Origin of the sequence: Micromonospora rifamycinica, from assembly GCF_900090265.1 — a bacterium.
GTDB lineage: Bacteria > Actinomycetota > Actinomycetes > Mycobacteriales > Micromonosporaceae > Micromonospora > Micromonospora rifamycinica.
Map to the genome: position 1 here is coordinate 6,066,806 of NZ_LT607752.1, position 18,244 is coordinate 6,085,049.

17 protein-coding genes are annotated in these 18,244 nt (G+C 73.4%); 5 read left to right on the plus strand and 12 right to left on the minus strand.

All coding sequences use genetic code 11. The annotated features are described in order from the left end of the window. The 7 genes from GA0070623_RS25705 to GA0070623_RS25735 form a co-directional block, all read right to left on the minus strand. A complete protein-coding gene (locus tag GA0070623_RS25705; protein WP_067313076.1) occupies window positions 1–240 on the minus strand; it encodes an acyl carrier protein in 240 nt (79 codons plus the stop codon). Between the two features lie 75 nt (window positions 241–315). Beyond that, window positions 316–1,260 carry a beta-ketoacyl-ACP synthase III gene (locus tag GA0070623_RS25710; protein ID WP_067313078.1) on the minus strand — a complete coding sequence of 315 codons (945 nt, stop codon included), beginning with the start codon at window positions 1,258–1,260 and terminating at the stop codon, window positions 316–318. Beyond that, window positions 1,257–2,429, minus strand: a complete 1,173-nt coding sequence (locus tag GA0070623_RS25715) for an acyltransferase domain-containing protein (RefSeq protein ID WP_067313080.1) — start codon at window positions 2,427–2,429, stop codon at window positions 1,257–1,259. Before GA0070623_RS25715 ends, GA0070623_RS25710 begins: the two co-directional genes overlap by 4 nt. Window positions 2,430–2,563: 134 nt before the next feature. Next, the gene (locus GA0070623_RS25720) at window positions 2,564–3,754 is read right to left on the minus strand and encodes a PucR family transcriptional regulator (protein ID WP_172898560.1); all 1,191 of its coding nucleotides are present in this window, start codon (window positions 3,752–3,754) and stop codon (window positions 2,564–2,566) included. Between the two features lie 194 nt (window positions 3,755–3,948). Continuing rightward, complete coding sequence (locus GA0070623_RS25725) at window positions 3,949–5,028, minus strand: cellulose binding domain-containing protein (RefSeq protein ID WP_157746993.1); 1,080 nt, start codon at window positions 5,026–5,028, stop codon at window positions 3,949–3,951. A gap of 119 nt (window positions 5,029–5,147) precedes the next feature. After that, window positions 5,148–5,834: a response regulator gene (locus GA0070623_RS25730; protein ID WP_067313111.1), complete on the minus strand. Its 687-nt coding sequence runs from the start codon at window positions 5,832–5,834 to the stop codon at window positions 5,148–5,150. Next, a complete protein-coding gene (locus GA0070623_RS25735; RefSeq protein WP_067313091.1) occupies window positions 5,831–7,027 on the minus strand; it encodes a sensor histidine kinase in 1,197 nt (398 codons plus the stop codon). Before GA0070623_RS25735 ends, GA0070623_RS25730 begins: the two co-directional genes overlap by 4 nt. A 190-nt stretch (window positions 7,028–7,217) precedes the next feature. On the opposite strand from GA0070623_RS25735, the gene GA0070623_RS25740 reads away from it, so the two are divergent. Continuing rightward, window positions 7,218–7,757, plus strand: coding sequence for a hypothetical protein (locus GA0070623_RS25740; protein WP_067313095.1), 540 nt, complete (start codon window positions 7,218–7,220; stop codon window positions 7,755–7,757). A 103-nt stretch (window positions 7,758–7,860) separates the two neighbouring features. After that, window positions 7,861–8,217, plus strand: coding sequence for a hypothetical protein (locus tag GA0070623_RS25745; protein ID WP_067313097.1), 357 nt, complete (start codon window positions 7,861–7,863; stop codon window positions 8,215–8,217). Window positions 8,218–8,270: 53 nt separating this feature from the next. On the opposite strand, the gene GA0070623_RS25750 is transcribed toward GA0070623_RS25745, so the two are convergent. Beyond that, the gene (locus tag GA0070623_RS25750; protein ID WP_067313099.1) at window positions 8,271–8,930 is read right to left on the minus strand and encodes a hypothetical protein; all 660 of its coding nucleotides are present in this window, start codon (window positions 8,928–8,930) and stop codon (window positions 8,271–8,273) included. 223 nt (window positions 8,931–9,153) lie between these two features. On the opposite strand from GA0070623_RS25750, the gene GA0070623_RS25755 reads away from it, so the two are divergent. Next, a complete protein-coding gene (locus GA0070623_RS25755) occupies window positions 9,154–9,762 on the plus strand; it encodes a copper resistance CopC family protein (protein ID WP_067313102.1) in 609 nt (202 codons plus the stop codon). Window positions 9,763–9,807: 45 nt separating this feature from the next. On the opposite strand, the gene gltX is transcribed toward GA0070623_RS25755, so the two are convergent. The 3 genes from gltX to GA0070623_RS25770 all read right to left on the minus strand — a co-directional run bounded on the left by gltX (window position 9,808) and on the right by GA0070623_RS25770 (window position 14,019). Next, window positions 9,808–11,178: a glutamate--tRNA ligase gene (gene gltX / locus GA0070623_RS25760; RefSeq protein ID WP_067313105.1), complete on the minus strand. Its 1,371-nt coding sequence runs from the start codon at window positions 11,176–11,178 to the stop codon at window positions 9,808–9,810. A gap of 241 nt (window positions 11,179–11,419) precedes the next feature. Beyond that, the gene (locus GA0070623_RS25765; protein ID WP_089004184.1) at window positions 11,420–12,697 is read right to left on the minus strand and encodes an MFS transporter; all 1,278 of its coding nucleotides are present in this window, start codon (window positions 12,695–12,697) and stop codon (window positions 11,420–11,422) included. Continuing rightward, complete coding sequence (locus tag GA0070623_RS25770; protein WP_067314622.1) at window positions 12,694–14,019, minus strand: GH1 family beta-glucosidase; 1,326 nt, start codon at window positions 14,017–14,019, stop codon at window positions 12,694–12,696. Before GA0070623_RS25770 ends, GA0070623_RS25765 begins: the two co-directional genes overlap by 4 nt. 182 nt (window positions 14,020–14,201) lie before the next feature. Between GA0070623_RS25770 and GA0070623_RS25775 the strand changes: the two genes are divergently transcribed. Continuing rightward, window positions 14,202–14,648, plus strand: a complete 447-nt coding sequence (locus GA0070623_RS25775; protein WP_067314624.1) for an SRPBCC family protein — start codon at window positions 14,202–14,204, stop codon at window positions 14,646–14,648. A gap of 187 nt (window positions 14,649–14,835) precedes the next feature. Here the strand turns inward: GA0070623_RS25775 and aceE are convergent, their stop codons facing one another. Continuing rightward, window positions 14,836–17,580 carry a pyruvate dehydrogenase (acetyl-transferring), homodimeric type gene (gene aceE, locus GA0070623_RS25780; protein ID WP_067314626.1) on the minus strand — a complete coding sequence of 915 codons (2,745 nt, stop codon included), beginning with the start codon at window positions 17,578–17,580 and terminating at the stop codon, window positions 14,836–14,838. 173 nt (window positions 17,581–17,753) lie between these two features. Between aceE and GA0070623_RS25785 the strand changes: the two genes are divergently transcribed. Beyond that, on the plus strand, window positions 17,754–18,158 hold the full coding sequence (locus tag GA0070623_RS25785; RefSeq protein ID WP_067314628.1) for a YjbQ family protein: 405 nt from the start codon (window positions 17,754–17,756) through the stop codon (window positions 18,156–18,158). Window positions 18,159–18,244 lie beyond the last annotated feature (86 nt).

The window sequence follows — 18,244 nt, forward strand, 5'->3', positions numbered from 1 at the left end:
TCAGGACTGCGCCTCGATGAAGCTGACGGCGTCCCCGACGGTCTTCAGGTTCTGTACCTCGTTGTCCGGGATCTTGACGCCGAACTTCTCCTCGGCGGCGACCACGACCTCCACCATGGAGAGCGAGTCGACATCGAGGTCGTCGGTGAAGGACTTCCCCTCGGCCACGTCGTCCGGGTTCACCCCGGCGACCTCTTCGAGGATCTCGGCGAGGCCGGAGGTGATCTCGTCACGGGTCATTGCGGTGGGTTCCTCTCATCGGGTTTGTTCTCCGCCGGATGGCGGTGCGCCGCGGTCGCCGACCGGGGCGGGTCTTCAGGGGCAGCGGACGACCTGGCCGGCGTAGGTCAGCCCGCCGCCGAAGCCGAACAGCAGCACCGGGGCGCCCGAGGGCACCTCCCGCCGCTCGACCAGCTTGGACAGGGCCAGCGGCACGCTCGCCGCCGAGGTGTTGCCGGACTCGACGATGTCCTTGGCGATGATCGCCTGGGGGATGTTCAGCCGCTTGGCGATGCCGTCGATGATCCGCGAGTTGGCCTGGTGCGGCACGAACGCGGCCAGCTCCGACGGGTCGACGCCGGCCCGCTCGCAGGCCTGGAGGGCCAGCGGGGCCAGCGCGGTGGTGGCCCAGCGGAACACCGACTGGCCCTCCTGCGCGATGTACGGCCGCCAGCCCTCGATGCGTACCGCGTCGCTCTTGTCCGGTGCGGAACCCCACACCACCGGTCCGATCCCGGCCGGCTCGTCGTCGGCGGTGGCGGTGACCACCGCCGCGCCCGCGCCGTCGGCGAAGATGATGCAGGTGGAACGGTCGGTCCAGTCGGTGAAGTCGGAGAGCTTCTCGGCGCCGATGACCAGCGCGTTGCGCGACGCGCCGGCCCGGATGGCGTGGTCGACGGTGCCCAGGGCGTAGGCGAAGCCGGAGCACGCGGTGTTCAGGTCGAACGCGCCGGGCGCGGTGATGCCCAGCTTGGCGGCGACCCGGCAGGCGACGTTGGGGCTGCGGTCGATCGAGGTGCAGGTGGCGACCACCACCAGGTCGATGTCGGCGGCGGTGAGGCCCGAGTTGGCCAGGGCCTTGTCCGCCGCGGCGGTGGCCATGTCGGCCACCGACTCGCCGTCGGCGATCCGCCGGCTGGCGATGCCGACGCGGTCCCTGATCCACTCGTCGTTGGTGTCGACGAACTGGGCGATGTCGTCGTTGGTCACCACCCGGGACGGCTGGTAGTGCCCGAGGGCGACGATCCGACTGCCGCTCATGCGTGGCCTCCGATACGGGCGATGGGTCGGCCCGGCGCGACCGGGTCGTCGTGGTGGGCGAGCCATTCGGTGAGCGGGCCGCTGTCGTGCGCGGTCACCTCGACCGGCCCCTGCCGGGTGGCCACCTGCCCGAGCACCTGACCGGTGCTCAGCCGGGCGCCCTCGACGAGGCCCTCGGCCGGGGTGAACGAGCCGACGGCGGGGGCGACGACCACCCGGGACGGGGCCGGTGCCGGCCGGTCGGCGGGCGGGCCGCTGTGCCGGGCGATCAGGTCGCGGGCGGCGGGCAGGTCACGGGGGGTGTTCAGGGTGACGATCTCCGGCACACCGGTGGCCTTGAGTTCCCGCTTGGCCAGCCCGGCGAGGGTGCCGGCCGGGGGGAGTTCGAGCAGGCCGGTGACGCCCAGCTCGGCCAGTGTGTGCATGCACAGGTCCCACCGCACCGGTGCGGTGACCTGTCGGACCAGCCGGTGGACGAATTCCCTGCCCCGCGAGACGACCGCGCCGTCGAGGTCGGACAGGAGCAACCGGGCCGGGGCCGACGGGGTGATCCCGGCGGCGACGGCGGCCAGGGCCTGCTCGGCGGTCGCCATGTACGGGGTGTGGAACGCCCCGGCGACCTTGAGCCGGACGACCTTCGCCTTGGCCGGGGGCTCGGCGGCGAGCTTGTCCAGGGCGTCGAGCGCCCCGGCGGCGACCACCTGGCCGGCGCCGTTGCGGTTGGCCGGGTGCAGGCCGTGCGTGGCCAGGGCGGCGAGCACCTCGTCCGGGTCGCCGCCGAGCACGGCGGCCATCCCGGTCGGCTCCAGGGCACAGGCGTCGGCCATCTCCCGGCCGCGTACCCCGGCGAGGGTGATCACCGTCTCGGCGGAGAGCACCCCGGCCAGCGCGGCGGCGGCCAGCTCCCCGACGCTGTGCCCGGCGACCAGGTCGACGTCGTGCAGGGGGAGCTGTTCGGCGGCCAGCAGGGCCGAGGCCACCAGCAGCGGCTGGGTGCGGGCGGTGTCCCGGATCTCGTCGGCGTCCGCCTCGGTGCCGAGCCGTACCAGGTCCACCCCGGCCGACGCCGACCACCAGCGCAGCCGTGACTCGGCACCGCGCAGGTCGAGCCAGGGCGTCAGGAAGCCGGGCTTCTGGGAACCCTGGCCGGGAGAGAGGACGGCGAGCACGTCTATGACTCTCCCCGATACCCCGGGGTAGCGCTGTGCGGCCTGACACCAAACCACACTAGAAGTCTTGGAGGTTTCCTACAAAAATCGGCGGGGATCGTCTGCTATCGGGCTTGTCCATCGGTCACCCGGCGTCATCGTAGGGCCGGGCCGGTCACGCCGGCCGGGACGATCGGGTCGAGCCGGCCCACCGTGAGTGCCACCTGGAGCGCGAACGCGTCCCGGGGCGTCAGCGGGGAGAAGCCGGTCACTTCGGCGATTCGTCGCAGACGGTAACGGACCGTGTTCGGATGCACGAACAGCGCCCGGGCCGCGCTCTCCAGCGTCCCGCCGGCGGCGAAGAAGGCGTCCAGCGTCTCCAGCAGCTCCCCACCGGCGCGCAGCAGGGTGGCGTACACGTCGTGCCGCAGCCGGCGGCGGGCCTCGGCGTCCCCGGCCAGCGCCCGCTCGGGCAGCAGGTCGGCCGCCGGCACCGGGCGGGGCGCGGTGGGCCAGGCCGGGGCCGCCCGGTATCCGGCCAGCGCGGCCCGCGCCGAGTCCGTCGCCTCGTCCAGACTGGGTACGGCCGGACCGACCACCACCGGCCCCTCACCGAACGCGGGAAGCAGCTTCTCGGTGGCGGTCACCGGATCGGTCGCGCCCCCGAGCACGATGACCAGCCGGTCGCCGTGCACGCCCCCGATCACCTCCACCCCGATCCGGCGGGCGTGCCGGTAGACGGTGTGCAGCACGGCGGCCACCTCCCCGCCGGGGGACCGGCCCACCGCGACCGCCACCGGTGGCGCGTCCGCCCAGCCCAGCGCGGCGGCCCGGCTGGCCAGCACGTCGGGGGAGTCGCCGCGGAGCAGGGCGTCGACCAGCAGCGCCTGCAACCGGGCGTCCCAGGAGCCGCGGGACTCGGCGGCGCGGGCGTAGACCCGGGCGGCGGCGAAGGCGATCTCCCGGGAGAAGCGCAGCACCGCCTCGCGGAGCTGCTGCTCCTCGCCGGGCGCGGCCAGGTGCGACACCTGCTCCTCGACCACGTCGATGGTCACCTTGATCAACGCCACCGTCTGCTGGAGGCTGATCGACCGGGCCAGGGCCAGCGGCGCGGCGTCGAACACCTCGTCGGACACCTCCTGGGTGCTGTCCGTGGTGCCGCCGCCGGAGCCCAGCCACTCGACCAGGGACCGGGCGCCGGCCTGGGCCACCAGCATCACCCAGGAGCGCTGGTCGGCCGGCAGCTCACGGAACCAGGGCAGGCTCTCGTCCATCCGGGCCACGCTGGCGGTGGCCAGCGCCCCCGCCGCCCGTTCGATCCGGCGCAGGGTGGCCGTCAGTTCCATCCCACCCGGTTCGTTCACCGCACCAGCCTGACACGCCCTGAGCAGGGCCTCGACGCCGGCTCCGGTGCACCGGTCACGAACCGGCCCGGGGCACCGGGTCGCGCGGGCGACGAGCTGCGCTCCGGGCCGGTCGGGCCGGCCCGGAGCGCGGGGCCGCCCACCGCGCGACGAGCGGGGGCGGCCGGGGCGCGGGGTCAGGCCGTGACGGTGAGGTGGACGACCCAGCGCACCTGCGGGGAGGGGCACGGCGTGGGCGCGTGCCGGCAGACGTTGTCGGTGATGGTGGCGACGTCGACCCGCCCCGGGGCGGTCGCCAGGTAGCTGGCGACGAGCGGCTGGCCGGTCGGGTACCCGCCGGTCACCTCGCGGGCCACGACCACCCCGGCGGGGGTGACGGTGGGCGGCAGGTAGTTGCTGGCCAGGCTCACCACCAGGGTGTCACCGACGCGCAGGGTGAGATCCCGCTGGTTGTCGGGGGCGGTGACCACGACGGTCTGTCCGGTGCCGGTCGGTGGCAACTCGATGACCGAGACGTGCAGCGTCCACAGGACGGCGGGCAGGGCGCACGGCGGGGTGGCGTACCGGCAGGCGTGGTCGGTCCGGGTGGTCAGGTCGGCGGTGCCCGGGGTCACCGCGCGGAACGTCGCCGCCAGGGGCTGCCCGGTCGGGTAGCCGCCGCTGCTCGAGAGGGGGGAGAGCGCGCCGCCGGTGACCGTGGGCGGCAGGTAGTCGGCGGCGAGGGCCACGCCCAGCGTCTGCCCGACGAACAGGGTGACGGTGCGCTGGTTGTCGGCCTCCTGCACGGTGACGTCCGCGCCGCTCGGCGGGCTGACGGTGGTCGGTGGGGCGGCGTCGTTGGTGCAGCTCGGCGTCGGCGTCGAGGTGGGGCCGGCGAGCTGGACCCCGAAGGTGGTCGACGCGCCCGGGGCGAGCACCCCGTTGTACGACGCGTTGGTCGCGGTCGCGGTGCCGCCGGTCGCGGCGATCGAGGTGTTCCAGGACGACACGATCCGCTGGCTGTCGGCGAGCGGCCAGCTGACCGTCCACCGGTGGGCGGTCGCCGACGCGGTGTTGACGACGGTGAAGGTGGTGATCTGGCCGCCGTTGGCCCCGCTGCCCCACTGGGAGTCGACCCGGACCGTGGCGGTGCACCCGCCGACCGTGGTGGCCGTGGCGGGTGCGCCCCCGGCGACAGTGGTCATGCCGAGGGCCACGACGGTGGTGGCGGCGACGATGCCGCACGCCGTCAGGACGGACCTCCTGGAAGCGATCATGTCCATTCCTCCGATCCGGCGGATCTCCGGCCGGGCGGCGTCGGACGACAGGTGCCGGCCTGGTTGCGTTCCGCACCGCACCCTACGACCGGCCGAAAAGGGCGGTCAATAGATTTACGTCAATGTTGCCGGAGATCGGACCGCGGTGCCGGGACGGGCAGGGCCAACTCCTGGGCGAGGATCGCCGCCTGTACCCGGCTGCGCAGCGCCAGCTTGGCCAGAATCCGGCTGACATGGGTCTTGGCGGTGCTCTCCGCCACCGCCAACCGGTCCGCGATCTGCTGGTTGGACAGGCCGACGCCCAGACAGGCCAGCACGTCGCGCTCCCGGGGCGTCAACGCGGCCACCGCCTCCCGCTCCGCGTCGCCGACGCCCGGCGCGGTCGCCGCGAAGGCCGAGATCAGCCGCCGGGTCAGGGTCGGGGCGATCACCCCCTCGCCCCGGGCCACCGCGCGCACCGCCGCCACCAGCCCGGCCGCGTCGGTGTCCTTGAGCAGGAAGCCGGCCGCCCCCGCCCGCAGCGCGCCGAAGACGTACTCGTCGAGGTCGAAGGTGGTCAGTACCAGCACCTCGGCGGTACCGGCGGCGACGATCTCCCGGGTCGCGGACACCCCGTCCAGCCGGGGCATCCGGACGTCCAGCACCGCCACGTCGGGGAGCAGCTCCCGGCAGAGCCGGACCGCCGCCACCCCGTCGGCCGCCTCACCCACCACCTCGATCTCCGGCGCCCCGGCCAGGATCAGCGCCAGCCCGGCCCGCACCGCGTCCTGGTCGTCGGCCAGCACCACCCGCACCGGGGCGGTCACGCCGACGCCCTGGTGGGCAGCGCCGCCCGGACCCGCCAGCACCCGTCCCGGAGACCGCCGGTGAACTCCCCGTCGAGCAGGGTGGCCCGCTCCCGCATCCCGATCAGCCCCGCGCCGCCGCCCGGCAGCCCCGCACCGGCCGTCGCCACCGCACCGGGCCGGTCGGACCGCACCGGATTCTCCACCGTCACCACCACCTCCGCCGGCCCGTACGCCACGGTCAACTCCGCCGTGCCCCGGCCGTGGCGCAGCGCGTTGGTCAACGACTCCTGCACGATCCGGTACGCCGCCAGGTCGACCCCGACCGGCAGCGGCCGGGGTCGGCCCTCGACCGTCGTCCGGACCCGCAGACCGGCCGCGGCCATCCGGGCCAGCAGCTGGTCCAGCTCGGCCAGGCGGACCCGGGTGGCCTCCCGTACCGGATCGGTGGACGGCTCCCGCAGCAGCCCGACGAGCTGCCGCATCTCCGTCATCCCCTGCACGCTGCTCTCCCGGATCACCCGCAGCGCCGCCTCGACCCGGAGCCGGTCCAGCCCGGGGGCGGCGAGCACGGCGGTGGCGTGCAGGGCCACCGCGCTGAGATGGTTCGCCACCACGTCGTGCAGCTCACGGGCCATCCGGGCGCGCTCGGCCAGCACCGCCTGCCGCCGGTCCAGCTCGACCAGCCGGGCGGTCTGCTCGGCGCGGGTCCGTTCGGCCGCCGCCTGGTCGCGGTACTGCCGCACGCTGACCCCGGTGACCACCGGCAGCACCCCGAGCAGGGCGAACGGCACCCCCACCCCGGCACCCCGCCAGCCCCAGACCAGCATGCCGAGGGCGGTGCTGCCGACACCCAGGCCGACGGTGACCCGCAGCAGCCAGCGCCGCAACCGGGGCGGGCCGTACACGCACGTGTCGTACAACACCTGGGTGTAGATCACGGTGCTGCCCACCGAGACGCCGAGTGCGGCGTCGGCCAGCACCGCCACGGTGCCCACCGCCAGACCGGTGCGGGTCGCCACCCGGCGCAGCCCGACGGCCACGCTCACCGCCAGCAGCGGCAGCAGGAAGCACGCCCTCGGCACGTCCGGTGCCCAGGGGAACTGGGGCTGCAGGCCGACGCCGTAGACCGCCAGGCCGCCGCCGAGGGACGCTCCGGCCAGCGCCAGGTCGCGCCCGGGCCGACCGGAGCCGGCCCAGCCCGGCATCCGCATGGTCCCGATCCCATCACACCCCGGGGCCGGTCCCCTCCGACCTGGGCAGGACACCGCCCGCCCGGCCGTCCGTCGAAGGAGGTACGCCGGCCGGCGGTCCGTCGAACGATGGACCCGCAACTCGTCCCCGCCGGTGAGGTGGGGGCCGGCCCGCCCCGGCACGCTGGAGAGCACGACGGGGAGGTTGGACATGCTGCTGGCGGTCATCATCGGCTGCGAGGTCGGGTTCTGGGTGCTGCTGGTCGCCGGGCTGGTCGCCCGGTACCCGCTGCGCCGGCCCCGGGTGGGCGCGGCGCTGCTGGTCTGCGTCCCACTGGTCGACCTGGTGCTGCTGGTCGCGGCCGGGGTGGACCTGCGGCGAGGGGCCACCGCGGACGCCACCCACGGGCTGGCCGCCATCTACCTCGGCTTCTCGGTGGCGTTCGGGCACTCCCTGATCCGCTGGGCGGACCAGCGCTTCGCCCACCGGTTCGCGGGCGGGCCGCCGCCGGTGAAGCCACCCCGTTACGGCTGGGCGCGGGCCCGGCACGAGTGGCGGGAGTGGGGGAAGGCGCTGCTCGGCTGGGCCGTCGCGTGTGCCCTGCTGGCCACCGCGATCGTCGTCGTCGGCGACGCCGAGCGCACCCGGGAGCTGGCGAACTGGATTCGCAACCTCACCGTCGGGCTGCTGATCTGGCTGGTCGCGTTCCCGGTCTGGGAGACGATCTTCCCGCGCCGACCCAGGCCCTGACACCGGGGTACGCGCTGCACGGCGTGTCGGTGCCGGCCAGTACGGTGGCACTGCCGCGCCGGGATGTCGTCCCGGTGCGCGACGCGAGTGTGAGGAGACCGGGATGGCGCACGGGGAGGCCGAACAAGGCTGCGCCCAGGGCGAGCCCTGCCGGCCGGGCCACCACGACCAGCCGGGGGTGGCGCGACCGCACCGCCGGCTGGCGACGGAGCAGGTCTGTCGGGCGGCTGAGCGGGCCGACGACGAGCTGGCGCTGCCCCGCCAGCGGGGCACCGAGCCGGCCGACGGGCCGGTGTCCCGACCGGCGGCGGTGGAACCCGGTCCGGTGGGTCAGCCCGACGCACCGACCCGGGCCTGCCGCAGTGACCTGGCCGGGTGGGCCGGTGCCCACCGGCACGGGCCGGTGCGTCCGGTGCGGCGTCCGCAGCGCCTCCAGCGCCCACCGCAGCGCTGGTGCTGACCGGCCTGCCCCGGCGCTGGTGCTGACCGGCCGCTGCCGCGCCGGCTGACGGATCAGCGGGTGCGGCGGCGGACCAGCAGGGCGATACCGGCCAGGCCGAGGGTGATCACCAGCATCACCCCGACGTTGAGCAGCAGCAACCGCTGGAGTTCGGCGAGCGCGTCGTCGATGTCCCGGCCCGGGTTCAGGGCGTCCTCCGGGAGCACCCGTTCGCCGCCGCCGACGCCACCGGTCACCGTGTCGAGTCGGCGTTCCAACGGCACCCCGGCGGCCCGCAGCGTCTCGGACATGTTGAGCCGCCCGAGGAACCACCCGGCGGTGGTCTTGCGCTGGTCGGGCTGCTTGGCCGGGCGGTAGGCCCGGGGGCCGCCCTTGGCCAGCGGATAGAGGTCGTACGTCTGCTTGGGAACGTCCCCGGCGAGCACGACGATCGTGTACTTCGGACCGAGGTCCGCCGGCTTGGGCCCCTTGGCCTCACCGGTGCGGCCGAACCAGCTGACCTGGTCGATGACCGCGACCACCTGGGTCGGCGCGGTGTCCGTCCGCAGCCGCAACGGTGCGCTCAGCCCGACGCCGGTGATGTCCACCCCGGCCGGGGGCGTCTTCGGCGCGGCCCGGTGCGCGTCGGCCGCCTGTGCCGCCGGACCGGTGGTCAGGACCACCGTCACCACCATGGCGACCACTGCGAGCAGCCGCCTCACCTTCTCGGCCATCGCCGCCTCCTCGCCCCGTTCGATGGATGGCTGTGCTGCGGGTCACGTGCGGATCGGTCGACGACGGTGGTCGACCGGGCAGCGCCGGCCCCACCTCATAGACTCCATGGAACATCGCGCGGATGCAGCTCTGGGAACAATAAGTGGAACTATCTGCGATCCCCGAACGACCACAAGACAGCCACGTGATCAGTGGGCGGATCTTACCTTTGCGGAGGGCTTCATGGGGGGCAGGGTCGCACGGCTGGTACGGGCGGTGCCAGTGCTCGTCGGCGTGGTGCTCGCGGTCGCGCTGTCGTCCGCGTCGCCGGCGTACGCGCACAACTCGCTGACCGGCAGCAATCCGGCCAATGGTGCCCGGATCGCCACCGCGCCGACCACGGTGGAGCTGCGCTTCCTGGCCAAGCTCGACCCGGCCAGGACGAAGATCACAGTGACCGGGCCGGACAACATCCCGGCCGCCGGTGGTGCGCCGGCCTTCTCCGGCAGCCGGGTCAGCGTGCCGTTCACCCCCGGAGCGGCGGGCCTCTACATCGTCGAGTACCGACTGCCCTCCAGCGACGGGCACCCGGTCAAGGGCGAGGTGCGGTTCACCCTCACCACCGGCACCGCCGCCGTGCCCCCGTCACCGTCGGCCACCCCATCGGCCAGTGCCACCCCGACGCCGACGGAGAGCAGCAGCCCGGCACCGGCCGCGTCGTCGGCGGACCCGGTCCCCACCGCCGGCACCGACGACGCCGGCCGGGGCTGGCTCTGGGCGGCCGGCGGCCTGGCGCTGCTCGCCGCGCTCGTCACCGGGCTGTTCCTGCGCCGCCGTTCGACCCGCCCCTGACCGGCGGGCCGGGGCGGCGGTGCGGACCGGTCGGCGGCGCGGGGCTCAGATCAGCCGGAGCCGGGCGGCCCGCAGCCGGGTCAGCGTGCGCTCCCGGCCGAGCACCTCCAGCGACTCGAACAGCGGCAGCCCGACGGTACGGCCGGTGACCGCCACCCGGACGGGAGCCTGGGCCTTGCCGAGCTTCAGGCCACGGTCCGCGCCGACCGCCTCCAGCGTCGACTTCAGCGACTCCGCGTCCCACGCCGTCAACGCCGTGTAGCCGGCGACGGCCGCGTCGAGCAGGTCGGCCGCCCCCTCCTTCATCGCCTTCGTCCAGGCCGCCTCGTCGATCGACGGCTCGGCGAGGAAGAGGAAGTCGACGTTGGGCACGATCTCGCTGAGCACCGCGATCCGGGTCTGCGCCAGCGGGGCCACCGCGGCGAACGCGTCGGCGTCGAACTCCGCCGGCTGCCACGGCGGCGGCGCGATGGTGCCGGTGCCGGTCAGCCACGGCTGGCAGGCGGCCACGAACTCGTCGACCGGCAACGCCCGGATGTACTCGCCGTTGAACGCGCGCAGCTTCTTCTCGTCGAAGAAGGCGGGGGAGGGGTTGACCTCGGTCAACCGGAACTCCTCCTCGATCACCGACCAGGGCACGATCTCCCGGTCGCCCGACGGCGCCCAGCCGAGCAGCATCAGGTAGTTGCGCATCGCGGCGGCGAGGTAGCCCTCGTCCCGGTACGCCTCCAGGGCCACCTTGTCGCGGCGCTTGGAGAGCTTCTGCCGCTTCTCGTTGACCACCACCGGCACGTGTGCCCAGACCGGCGGCTCGACCCCCAGCGCCTCCCAGAGGAGCTGCTGCTTGGGGGTGTTCGGCAGGTGCTCCTCGGCCCGGATCACGTGGGTGATCCCCATCGTCATGTCGTCCACGACGTTGGCGAGCAGGAACACCGGGGAGCCGTCACCCCGGGCGATGACGAAGTCCTCGATCAGCTTGTTCTCGAAGGTCGGCTCACCCCGGATCAGGTCGATCACCACCGTGCTGCCCTCGTCCGGGGTGCGGAAACGCAGCGCCCGTCCGTCGCCCGCCGCCAGCCCCCGGTCCCGGCAGAAGCCGTCGTAGCCCTGGTACTGCGAGCCGGTGCGGGTCTGCACCGCCTCCCGGGTGCAGTCGCAGTAGTAGGCCCGCCCGGCGTCGCGCAGCCGCTGGGCGGCGGCCCGGTGCTCACCGGCGTACGACGACTGGAAGTAGGGGCCTTCGTAGCTGCCCCGGGCGATGCCGATCCAGTCCAGCGCGGACAGGATGCCCTCGGTCCATTCGGGCCTGTTGCGGGCGGCGTCGGTGTCCTCGACGCGCAGCACGAACACCCCGCCCTGCTGCTTGGCGTAGATCCAGTTCTGCAGCGCCGAGCGGGCACCGCCGACGTGGAACATACCGGTCGGGGAGGGGGCGAAGCGCACACGTACCGTCACGTCGCCCAGCCTACGGCCGGGCTCGACCAGGCTCCGCCAGGGGGCCGGGACACCGCCGCCCCCGCGCGCGTCGGCGGCGGCTCCCGGTCCGCCGGCTCCTCCAGCACCAGCCGCCGCCCCCGCGCGCGTCGGCGGCGGACCGGACCGCCGGCCGCGGGACCGGACCGGTCGGCGGCGGCCCCGGCCGGCACCCGGCCGGGGCTCAGCGGACGCCCCGGATCTTGAGCACCAGGGCGCTGCCGAGCAGGGTGACCACCGCGGTCACCGCGTACAGCGTCGGGTAGCCGCCCAGGTGGACCACGATCGGGGCGGAGAGCGCCGGGCCGAGCACCTGGGGCGCGGAGTTGGCGATGTTGATCACGCCGAGGTCCTTGCCCCGGTCGGTGGCGCGGGGCAGCACCTCGGTGATCAACGCCGCGTCGACCGACAGGTAGACGCCGTAGCCGGCACCGAGCAGTACCGCGGCGACCAGCGCCGCCGGCCAGGTCGGGGCGACCGCCAGCAGCAGCGCGGCCACCGCCATCACCACCCCGGAGACGATCACGTAGACCTTGCGCCGGCCGGACCGGTCGGACAGCATCCCGGCGACCACGGCGGTGAGCATCATGCCCAGGGTGTAGAGCAGGATCAGCACCAGCAGCCCGCCCTCGGGGTCGGGGTAGCGCACCCCGTCGGTGAGGAAGTACAGCAGGTAGAGGGTGCCCAGGGCGTTGCCGATCTGCACCAGGAACCGGGTGATCCAGGCCCAGGCGAAGTCCGGGTGCCGGCGCGGGTCGATCCACATCGAGGCGACCAGCGCCCGTAGCCGCAGCGGCGGACGGTGCTGCCGGGGCAGCGGGTCGTCGGGGGTGAGGAACGCGAACGGCAGCGCCAGCAGCAGCACCGCCAGCGCCATCGCCGTGTAGCCGGGCACCGTGCCGCTGACCAGGGCGGTGACCAGCACCGCGCCGAGCACCAGGCCGAGCGCCTGCGGGATGCCCACCCAGCCGGAGACGCCGCCGCGCTGCACCACCGGCACCCGGTCGGGGATGGCGGCGGTGAGGCTGGCCAGCATCGCGTTGAAGCAGACCTGGGCGGCCACCCAGCCCAGCGCCACCCCGGCGATGGTCTGCTGCCGGGCCAGCAGCACCAGCGCCAGCGCGCCGAGCACCGCGCCGCCGGCCGTCCAGACGTGCCGGCGGCCGAACTCCCGCCCGCCGACGCGCAGGCAGGTGCGGTCCGACAGCGCCCCGGCGAGGGGGTTGGCCAGCACCGCCGCGAGCGCGCCCAGCCCGGTGACGACGGCCAGCATCGCCTCCTTGTGGTCCGGCGAGATCCGCTCCACCTGCTGGGGCAGCAGCACCTGGATGGGGGTGAAGAAGGCCATCCACACCCCGAGGTTGGCCGCGAAGACCAGCGCGATCCAGCTCCGCCGGACCGGGACCACCGGGTCGGCGAGCGCCGCCGGCAGCGAGGCCGGCGTCGGGTCGACGGTGGTCACCCCCGGCCGACCTGGGACCGGTACCAGGCGTACGAAGACTTCGGCGTCCGGGTTCCGGTGGGGAAGTCCACGTGCACCAGGCCGAAGCGCTTGGTGAAGCCCTCGGCCCACTCCCAGTTGTCCAGCAGCGACCAGACGAAGTACCCGGTCACGTCGACGCCCTCGTCGATCGCCGCCCGGACGGCCCGCAGGTGCCCGTCGAGGTAGGCGATCCGGTCGGGGTCGTGCACCCGGCCGTCGGCGTCCGGGACGTCGTCCCAGGCGCAGCCGCCCTCGGTGACCTGGATCGTCGGCAGTGCGTCGCCGTACCGGTCCCGCAGGCCGACGAGCAGGTCGCGCAGCCCGTCCGGGACCACCGGCCAGTCGAACGCGGTCCGTGGGTAACCCTCCAGCGGGACCAGCGTGAACGGCACCGGCGAGCCCTCCTCGGGGGCGCGGACCCCGGTCGGGTTGTAGTAGTTGACCCCGAGCACGTCCAGCGGCGCGGCGATCACCGCGAGGTCGCCGTCGCGCACCACACCCGGGTCGAGGCCGTCCGGGTAGCCCCGGCCCAGCAGCGGGTCGGTGAACAGGTGGTTGTGCAGGTCGTCGTACGCCGCCGCGGCGGCCCGGTCGGCGTCGGTGTCGCCGTGCCGGACCACCGGTGAGTAGTTGTTGGCGATGGCCACCGGCGCGGTGCTGTGGGCGCGTAGCGCGGCGACCGCCAGCCCGTGCCCGAGCAGCTGGTGGTGGGCGGCCGGGAGGGAATCGAAGAGCAGGGTCCGGCCGGGGGCGTGCTCGCCGGTGCCGTGGCCGAGGCTCAGGTGGATGAACGGCTCGTTGAGGGTGATCCAGAGCTTCACCCGGTCGCCGAGGCGGGCGGCGGTCAGCTCGGCGTACTCGGCGAAGTGGGCGGCGGTGTCCCGGTTCAGCCAGCCGCCGGCGTCCTCCAGGGGCTGGGGCAGGTCCCAGTGGAACAGGGTGGCGACCGGGTCGATGCCGGCAGCCAGCAGGTCGTCGACGAGCCGGTCGTAGAAGTCCAGGCCGGCGGCGTTGACCGGGCCGGTGCCGGCGGGGCGTACCCGGGGCCAGGCGATCGAGAACCGGTAGGCCGAGACCCCGAGCCCGGCGAGCAGCGCGACGTCCTCCCGGTACCGGTGGTAGTGGTCGCAGGCCACGTCGCCGGTGCTGCCGTCGAGGATCCGGCCGGGGGTGTGGGCGAAGGTGTCCCAGATGGACGGTCCCCGGCCGTCGGCGGTGGCGCCCCCCTCGATCTGGTACGCGGAGGTGGACACCCCCCAACGGAAGCCGGCGGGGAAACCGGGGATCGGTGCGGTCGTCATCCACCCTCCCAGAACGCGAAACGTGTTCGCACTCTAGGGCGCGCAGCCCGGGAGCGCCATAGGTGCGGGGCAATGCGGGTGCCGGGGATTTCGGCGTGTCTTTACCAAACACATCCCGGTAAGTCCGATTTGACGCTTAGAGTGCTTAATATCGCGGATGTCCTCAGTGGGGGAAGAACAGAATGATCCTCGTCGAACGCAGTGCACACGTGCTGGCACCGGTGGAAGCGGTCTGGGAAGTCGTCCAGCGGGCCGAGCAGTTGCCCGCCTGGCTGGCCGGGGTCCGGGCCGCCGAGGTGCTCTCGGGGGAGGGCTTCGGCCGCCGGCAACTCGTCCAGGCCGGGCGCGGCTCGGCGCACGAGGCCGAGGTGATCGCCTACCAGGAGCCCACCCTGATCGGCTGGCGGGAACGCGCCCGGGGGGCCGGTGCCCGCGCCGAGGCGCGCACCGAGATCTACGTGCAGCTCACCGCCGATGAGGAGGAGGGCGGCACGATCGTCCGGCTGATCGTGGTCCGCTGGCCGGCCGGCCCGGTCAAGGGCGCCCTGCTGCGCCTCGGACTGCGTCGGGTCGGCGCCGACCTGGAGGACTCGCTGGCCCGCCTGACCGACCTGGCCGCGGTGGGCTGACCCGACACCCGGCCGCCGCCACCTGCGGGCACGGTCAAGATCACGCTCGAACGTGGTTGTAGTGGCCTCGGAGCTTCGGGATGCCCCTACAACCAGGTTCGAGCACGATCATGCAGGGGTGCGGAGCGGGTGAGGACACGAAAAGGGCCCGGCGCGACGCGCCGGGCCCCTCGTCGTACCCGGGGAACTAGCTGTCGCCGCCGGTCTCGCCGACCGGGGCGGAGTTGACGTCGTCGATGGCGTACTTCTTGGCCGCCTCGGCCGGCACGGTGGCCGGCACCGCGCCGCGCAGGGCGAGCTGGCGCAGCGTCGCCACCGCCACCGACTCGGCGTCGACGTGGAAGTGCCGGCGCAGCGCGTGCCGGGTGTCCGACATGCCGAAACCGTCGGTGCCGAGCGAGGTGTAGTCGCCCGGTACCCAGCGGGAGATCAGGTCCGGTACCGCGCGCATCCAGTCGCTGACCGCGACCTTCGGCCCGTCGGCGTCGGCCAGCTTCTCCTGGATGTACGGCACCCGCTGTTCCGCCCCCGGGTTGAGCAGGTTGTGTTCCTCGCAGAGCACCGCGTCGCGGCGCAGCTCGGTCCAGGAGGTCACCGACCAGACGTCGGCGGCCACCCCCCAGTCCTGGGCGAGCAGCTGCTGTGCCTTGAGCGCCCACTGCATGCCGGTGCCGGAGGCCAGGATGTTCGCCTTCGGCGCGTCCCCGTCGACCTGCGGAGCCCCGGCGTACCGGTAGATGCCCCGGAGCAGCCCCTCGACGTCCAGCTCGGACGGCTCCACCGGCTGGTGGATCGGCTCGTTGTAGACGGTGAGGTAGTAGAAGATGTTCTCCTGGTCCTCGCCGTACATCCGGTGCAGGCCGCGCTCCACGATGTGCGCCAGCTCGAACCCGAACGCCGCGTCGTAGGCGACCACCGCCGGGTTGGTGGCGGCCAGCAGCAGCGAGTGGCCGTCCTCGTGCTGGAGGCCTTCACCGTTGAGCGTGGTACGGCCGGCGGTCGCGCCGAGGACGAAGCCGCGGGCCATCTGGTCGGCCGCCGCCCAGAAGCCGTCACCGGTGCGCTGGAACCCGAACATCGAGTAGAAGATGTACATCGGGATCATCGGCTCGTCGTGGGTGGCGTACGAGGTGCCGGCGGCGGTGAACGAGGCGACCGAACCGGCCTCGTTGATCCCCTCGTGCAGGATCTGCCCGGTGGTCGACTCCTTGTAGGACAGGAAGAGGTCCCGGTCGACCGAGGTGTACCGCTGGCCGTGCGGCGAGTAGATCTTCGCGGTCGGGAAGATCGAGTCCAGACCGAAGGTGCGGGCCTCGTCCGGGATGATCGGCACCCAGCGCTTGCCGAACTCCTTGTCCTTCATGATGTCCTTGAGCAGGCGGACGAAGGCCATCGTGGTGGCCACCTTCTGCTTGCCCGAGCCGCGCTTGACGTCGGCGAACCGCTCCGACCCCGGAATGGCCAGCTTCTTGTGGCTGGTCCGCCGGGACGGCAGGTAACCGCCGAGCTGCTCCCGCCGCTCCCGCAGGTACGCCAGCTCGTCAGAGGACTCGCCCGGGGTGTAGTACGGCGGCAGGTACGGGTTCTCCTCCAGCGCCTTGTCCGGGATGTCCAGGTAGAGCCGGTCGCGGAACAGTTTCAGGTCGTCCAGCGTCAGCTTCTTCATCTGGTGCGTGGCGTTGCGGCCCTCGAAGTGCGAGCCCAGCGTCCAGCCCTTGATGGTCTTGGCCAGGATGACGGTCGGCTGCCCGGTGTGCTCGGTGGCCGCCTTGTAGGCCGCGTAGAGCTTGCGGTAGTCGTGCCCGCCCCGCTTGAGGTTCCAGATCTCGTCGTCGGACAGGTGCTCGACCATCTTGCGGGTCCGCTGGTCCCGGCCGAAGAAGTGCTCCCGGACGTACGCCCCGGACTCCGCCTTGTAGGTCTGGTAGTCACCGTCGGGGGTGGTGTTCATCAGGTTGACCAGCGCGCCGTCGGTGTCCGCGGCGAGCAGCGGATCCCACTCCCGACCCCAGACCACCTTGATCACGTTCCAGCCGGCGCCCCGGAAGAACGCCTCCAGCTCCTGCATCACCTTGCCGTTGCCGCGGACCGGGCCGTCCAGCCGCTGGAGGTTGCAGTTGATCACGAAGGTGAGGTTGTCCAGCTCCTCGCGGGCGGCCACGCCGATCGCGCCGAGCGACTCCACCTCGTCCATCTCGCCGTCACCGAGGAACGCCCAGACGTGCTGCTGGGAGGTGTCCTTGATGCCCCGGTGCTGCAGGTAGCGGTTGAACCGGGCCTGGTAGATCGCGTTGAGCGGACCCAGACCCATGGAGACCGTGGGGAACTCCCAGAAGTCCGGCATCAGCCGCGGGTGCGGGTACGACGGCAGCCCGCCGCCCGGGTGGGACAGCTCCTGCCGGAACCCGTCGAGCTGGTCCTCGGAGAGCCGGCCCTCCAGGAACGCCCGCCCGTACATGCCGGGGGAGGCGTGACCCTGGTAGAAGATGTGGTCGCCGCCACCCGGGTGGTTCTTGCCCCGGAAGAAGTGGTTGAAGCCCACCTCGTAGAGGGAGGCGGAGCTGGCGAAGGTGGAGATGTGCCCGCCGACGCCGATCTCCGGCCGCTGCGCCCGGTGCACCAGCATCGCCGCGTTCCACCGCACGTACGCCCGGATCCGCCGCTCGATGTGCTCGTCACCCGGGAACCAGGGTTCCTGCTCCGGGGCGATGGTGTTGATGTAGTCGGTGGTGGTCAGGGACGGAACCCCGACCTGCCGCTCGCGGGCCCGCTCCAGCAGGCTCAGCATGACGTACCGGGCGCGTTTGGTTCCGCGCTCGTCGATGACACCGTCGAGCGACTCGACCCATTCGCCGGTCTCTTCAGGGTCGATGTCCGGAAGCTGGCTCGGCAGACCAGCGGTGATCACCGGGCGCTTGCGTTCCGTAGCCACAGGCGTTCCCTCGGTTGTGTGTGGGATAGGTCTCTAGCGCCATCCTGCCCTCTGGTGGCACCCGTCGTCACGTGTAGCTCCCCCAGACGCGACGCTGAACACAGGTACCCGTCGGTAACTTGGCGCTGTCGACCTACCGGGCGACGGTCGGGCCGGTGCGGCAGAATGCGCCCATGCGCAGTGAGGTGATCACCGTCCGGACCGGCTCCCGTCCCACCGTCGCGGACATCACGGCCGAGGCCGAACGGTTCGTCTCCGGGCAGGGCGACGGGCTGCTGCACGTCTTCGTGCCGCACGCCACCGCCGGCGTGGCGGTCATCGAGACCGGCGCCGGCTCCGACGACGACCTGCTGCGGGCGCTCGACGACCTGCTGCCCACCGACGACCGCTGGCGGCACCGGCACGGCTCACCCGGCCACGGCCGGGACCACGTGCTGCCCGCCTTCGTCCCGCCGTACGCGACGCTGCCGGTGCTCGGCGGCCGGCTCCAGCTCGGCACCTGGCAGTCGGTCTGCCTGGTCGACCCGAACGGCGACAACCCGACCCGCCAGGTCCGCTTCTCCTTCCTCCCCGGCTGACCCGGCCCGGGCCGCTTCCCTGGTCGACCCGGCCGGGCCGCTCCTGGTTGAGCCAGCCGGCCCGCTCCCGGCTGACCCGGCCGGGG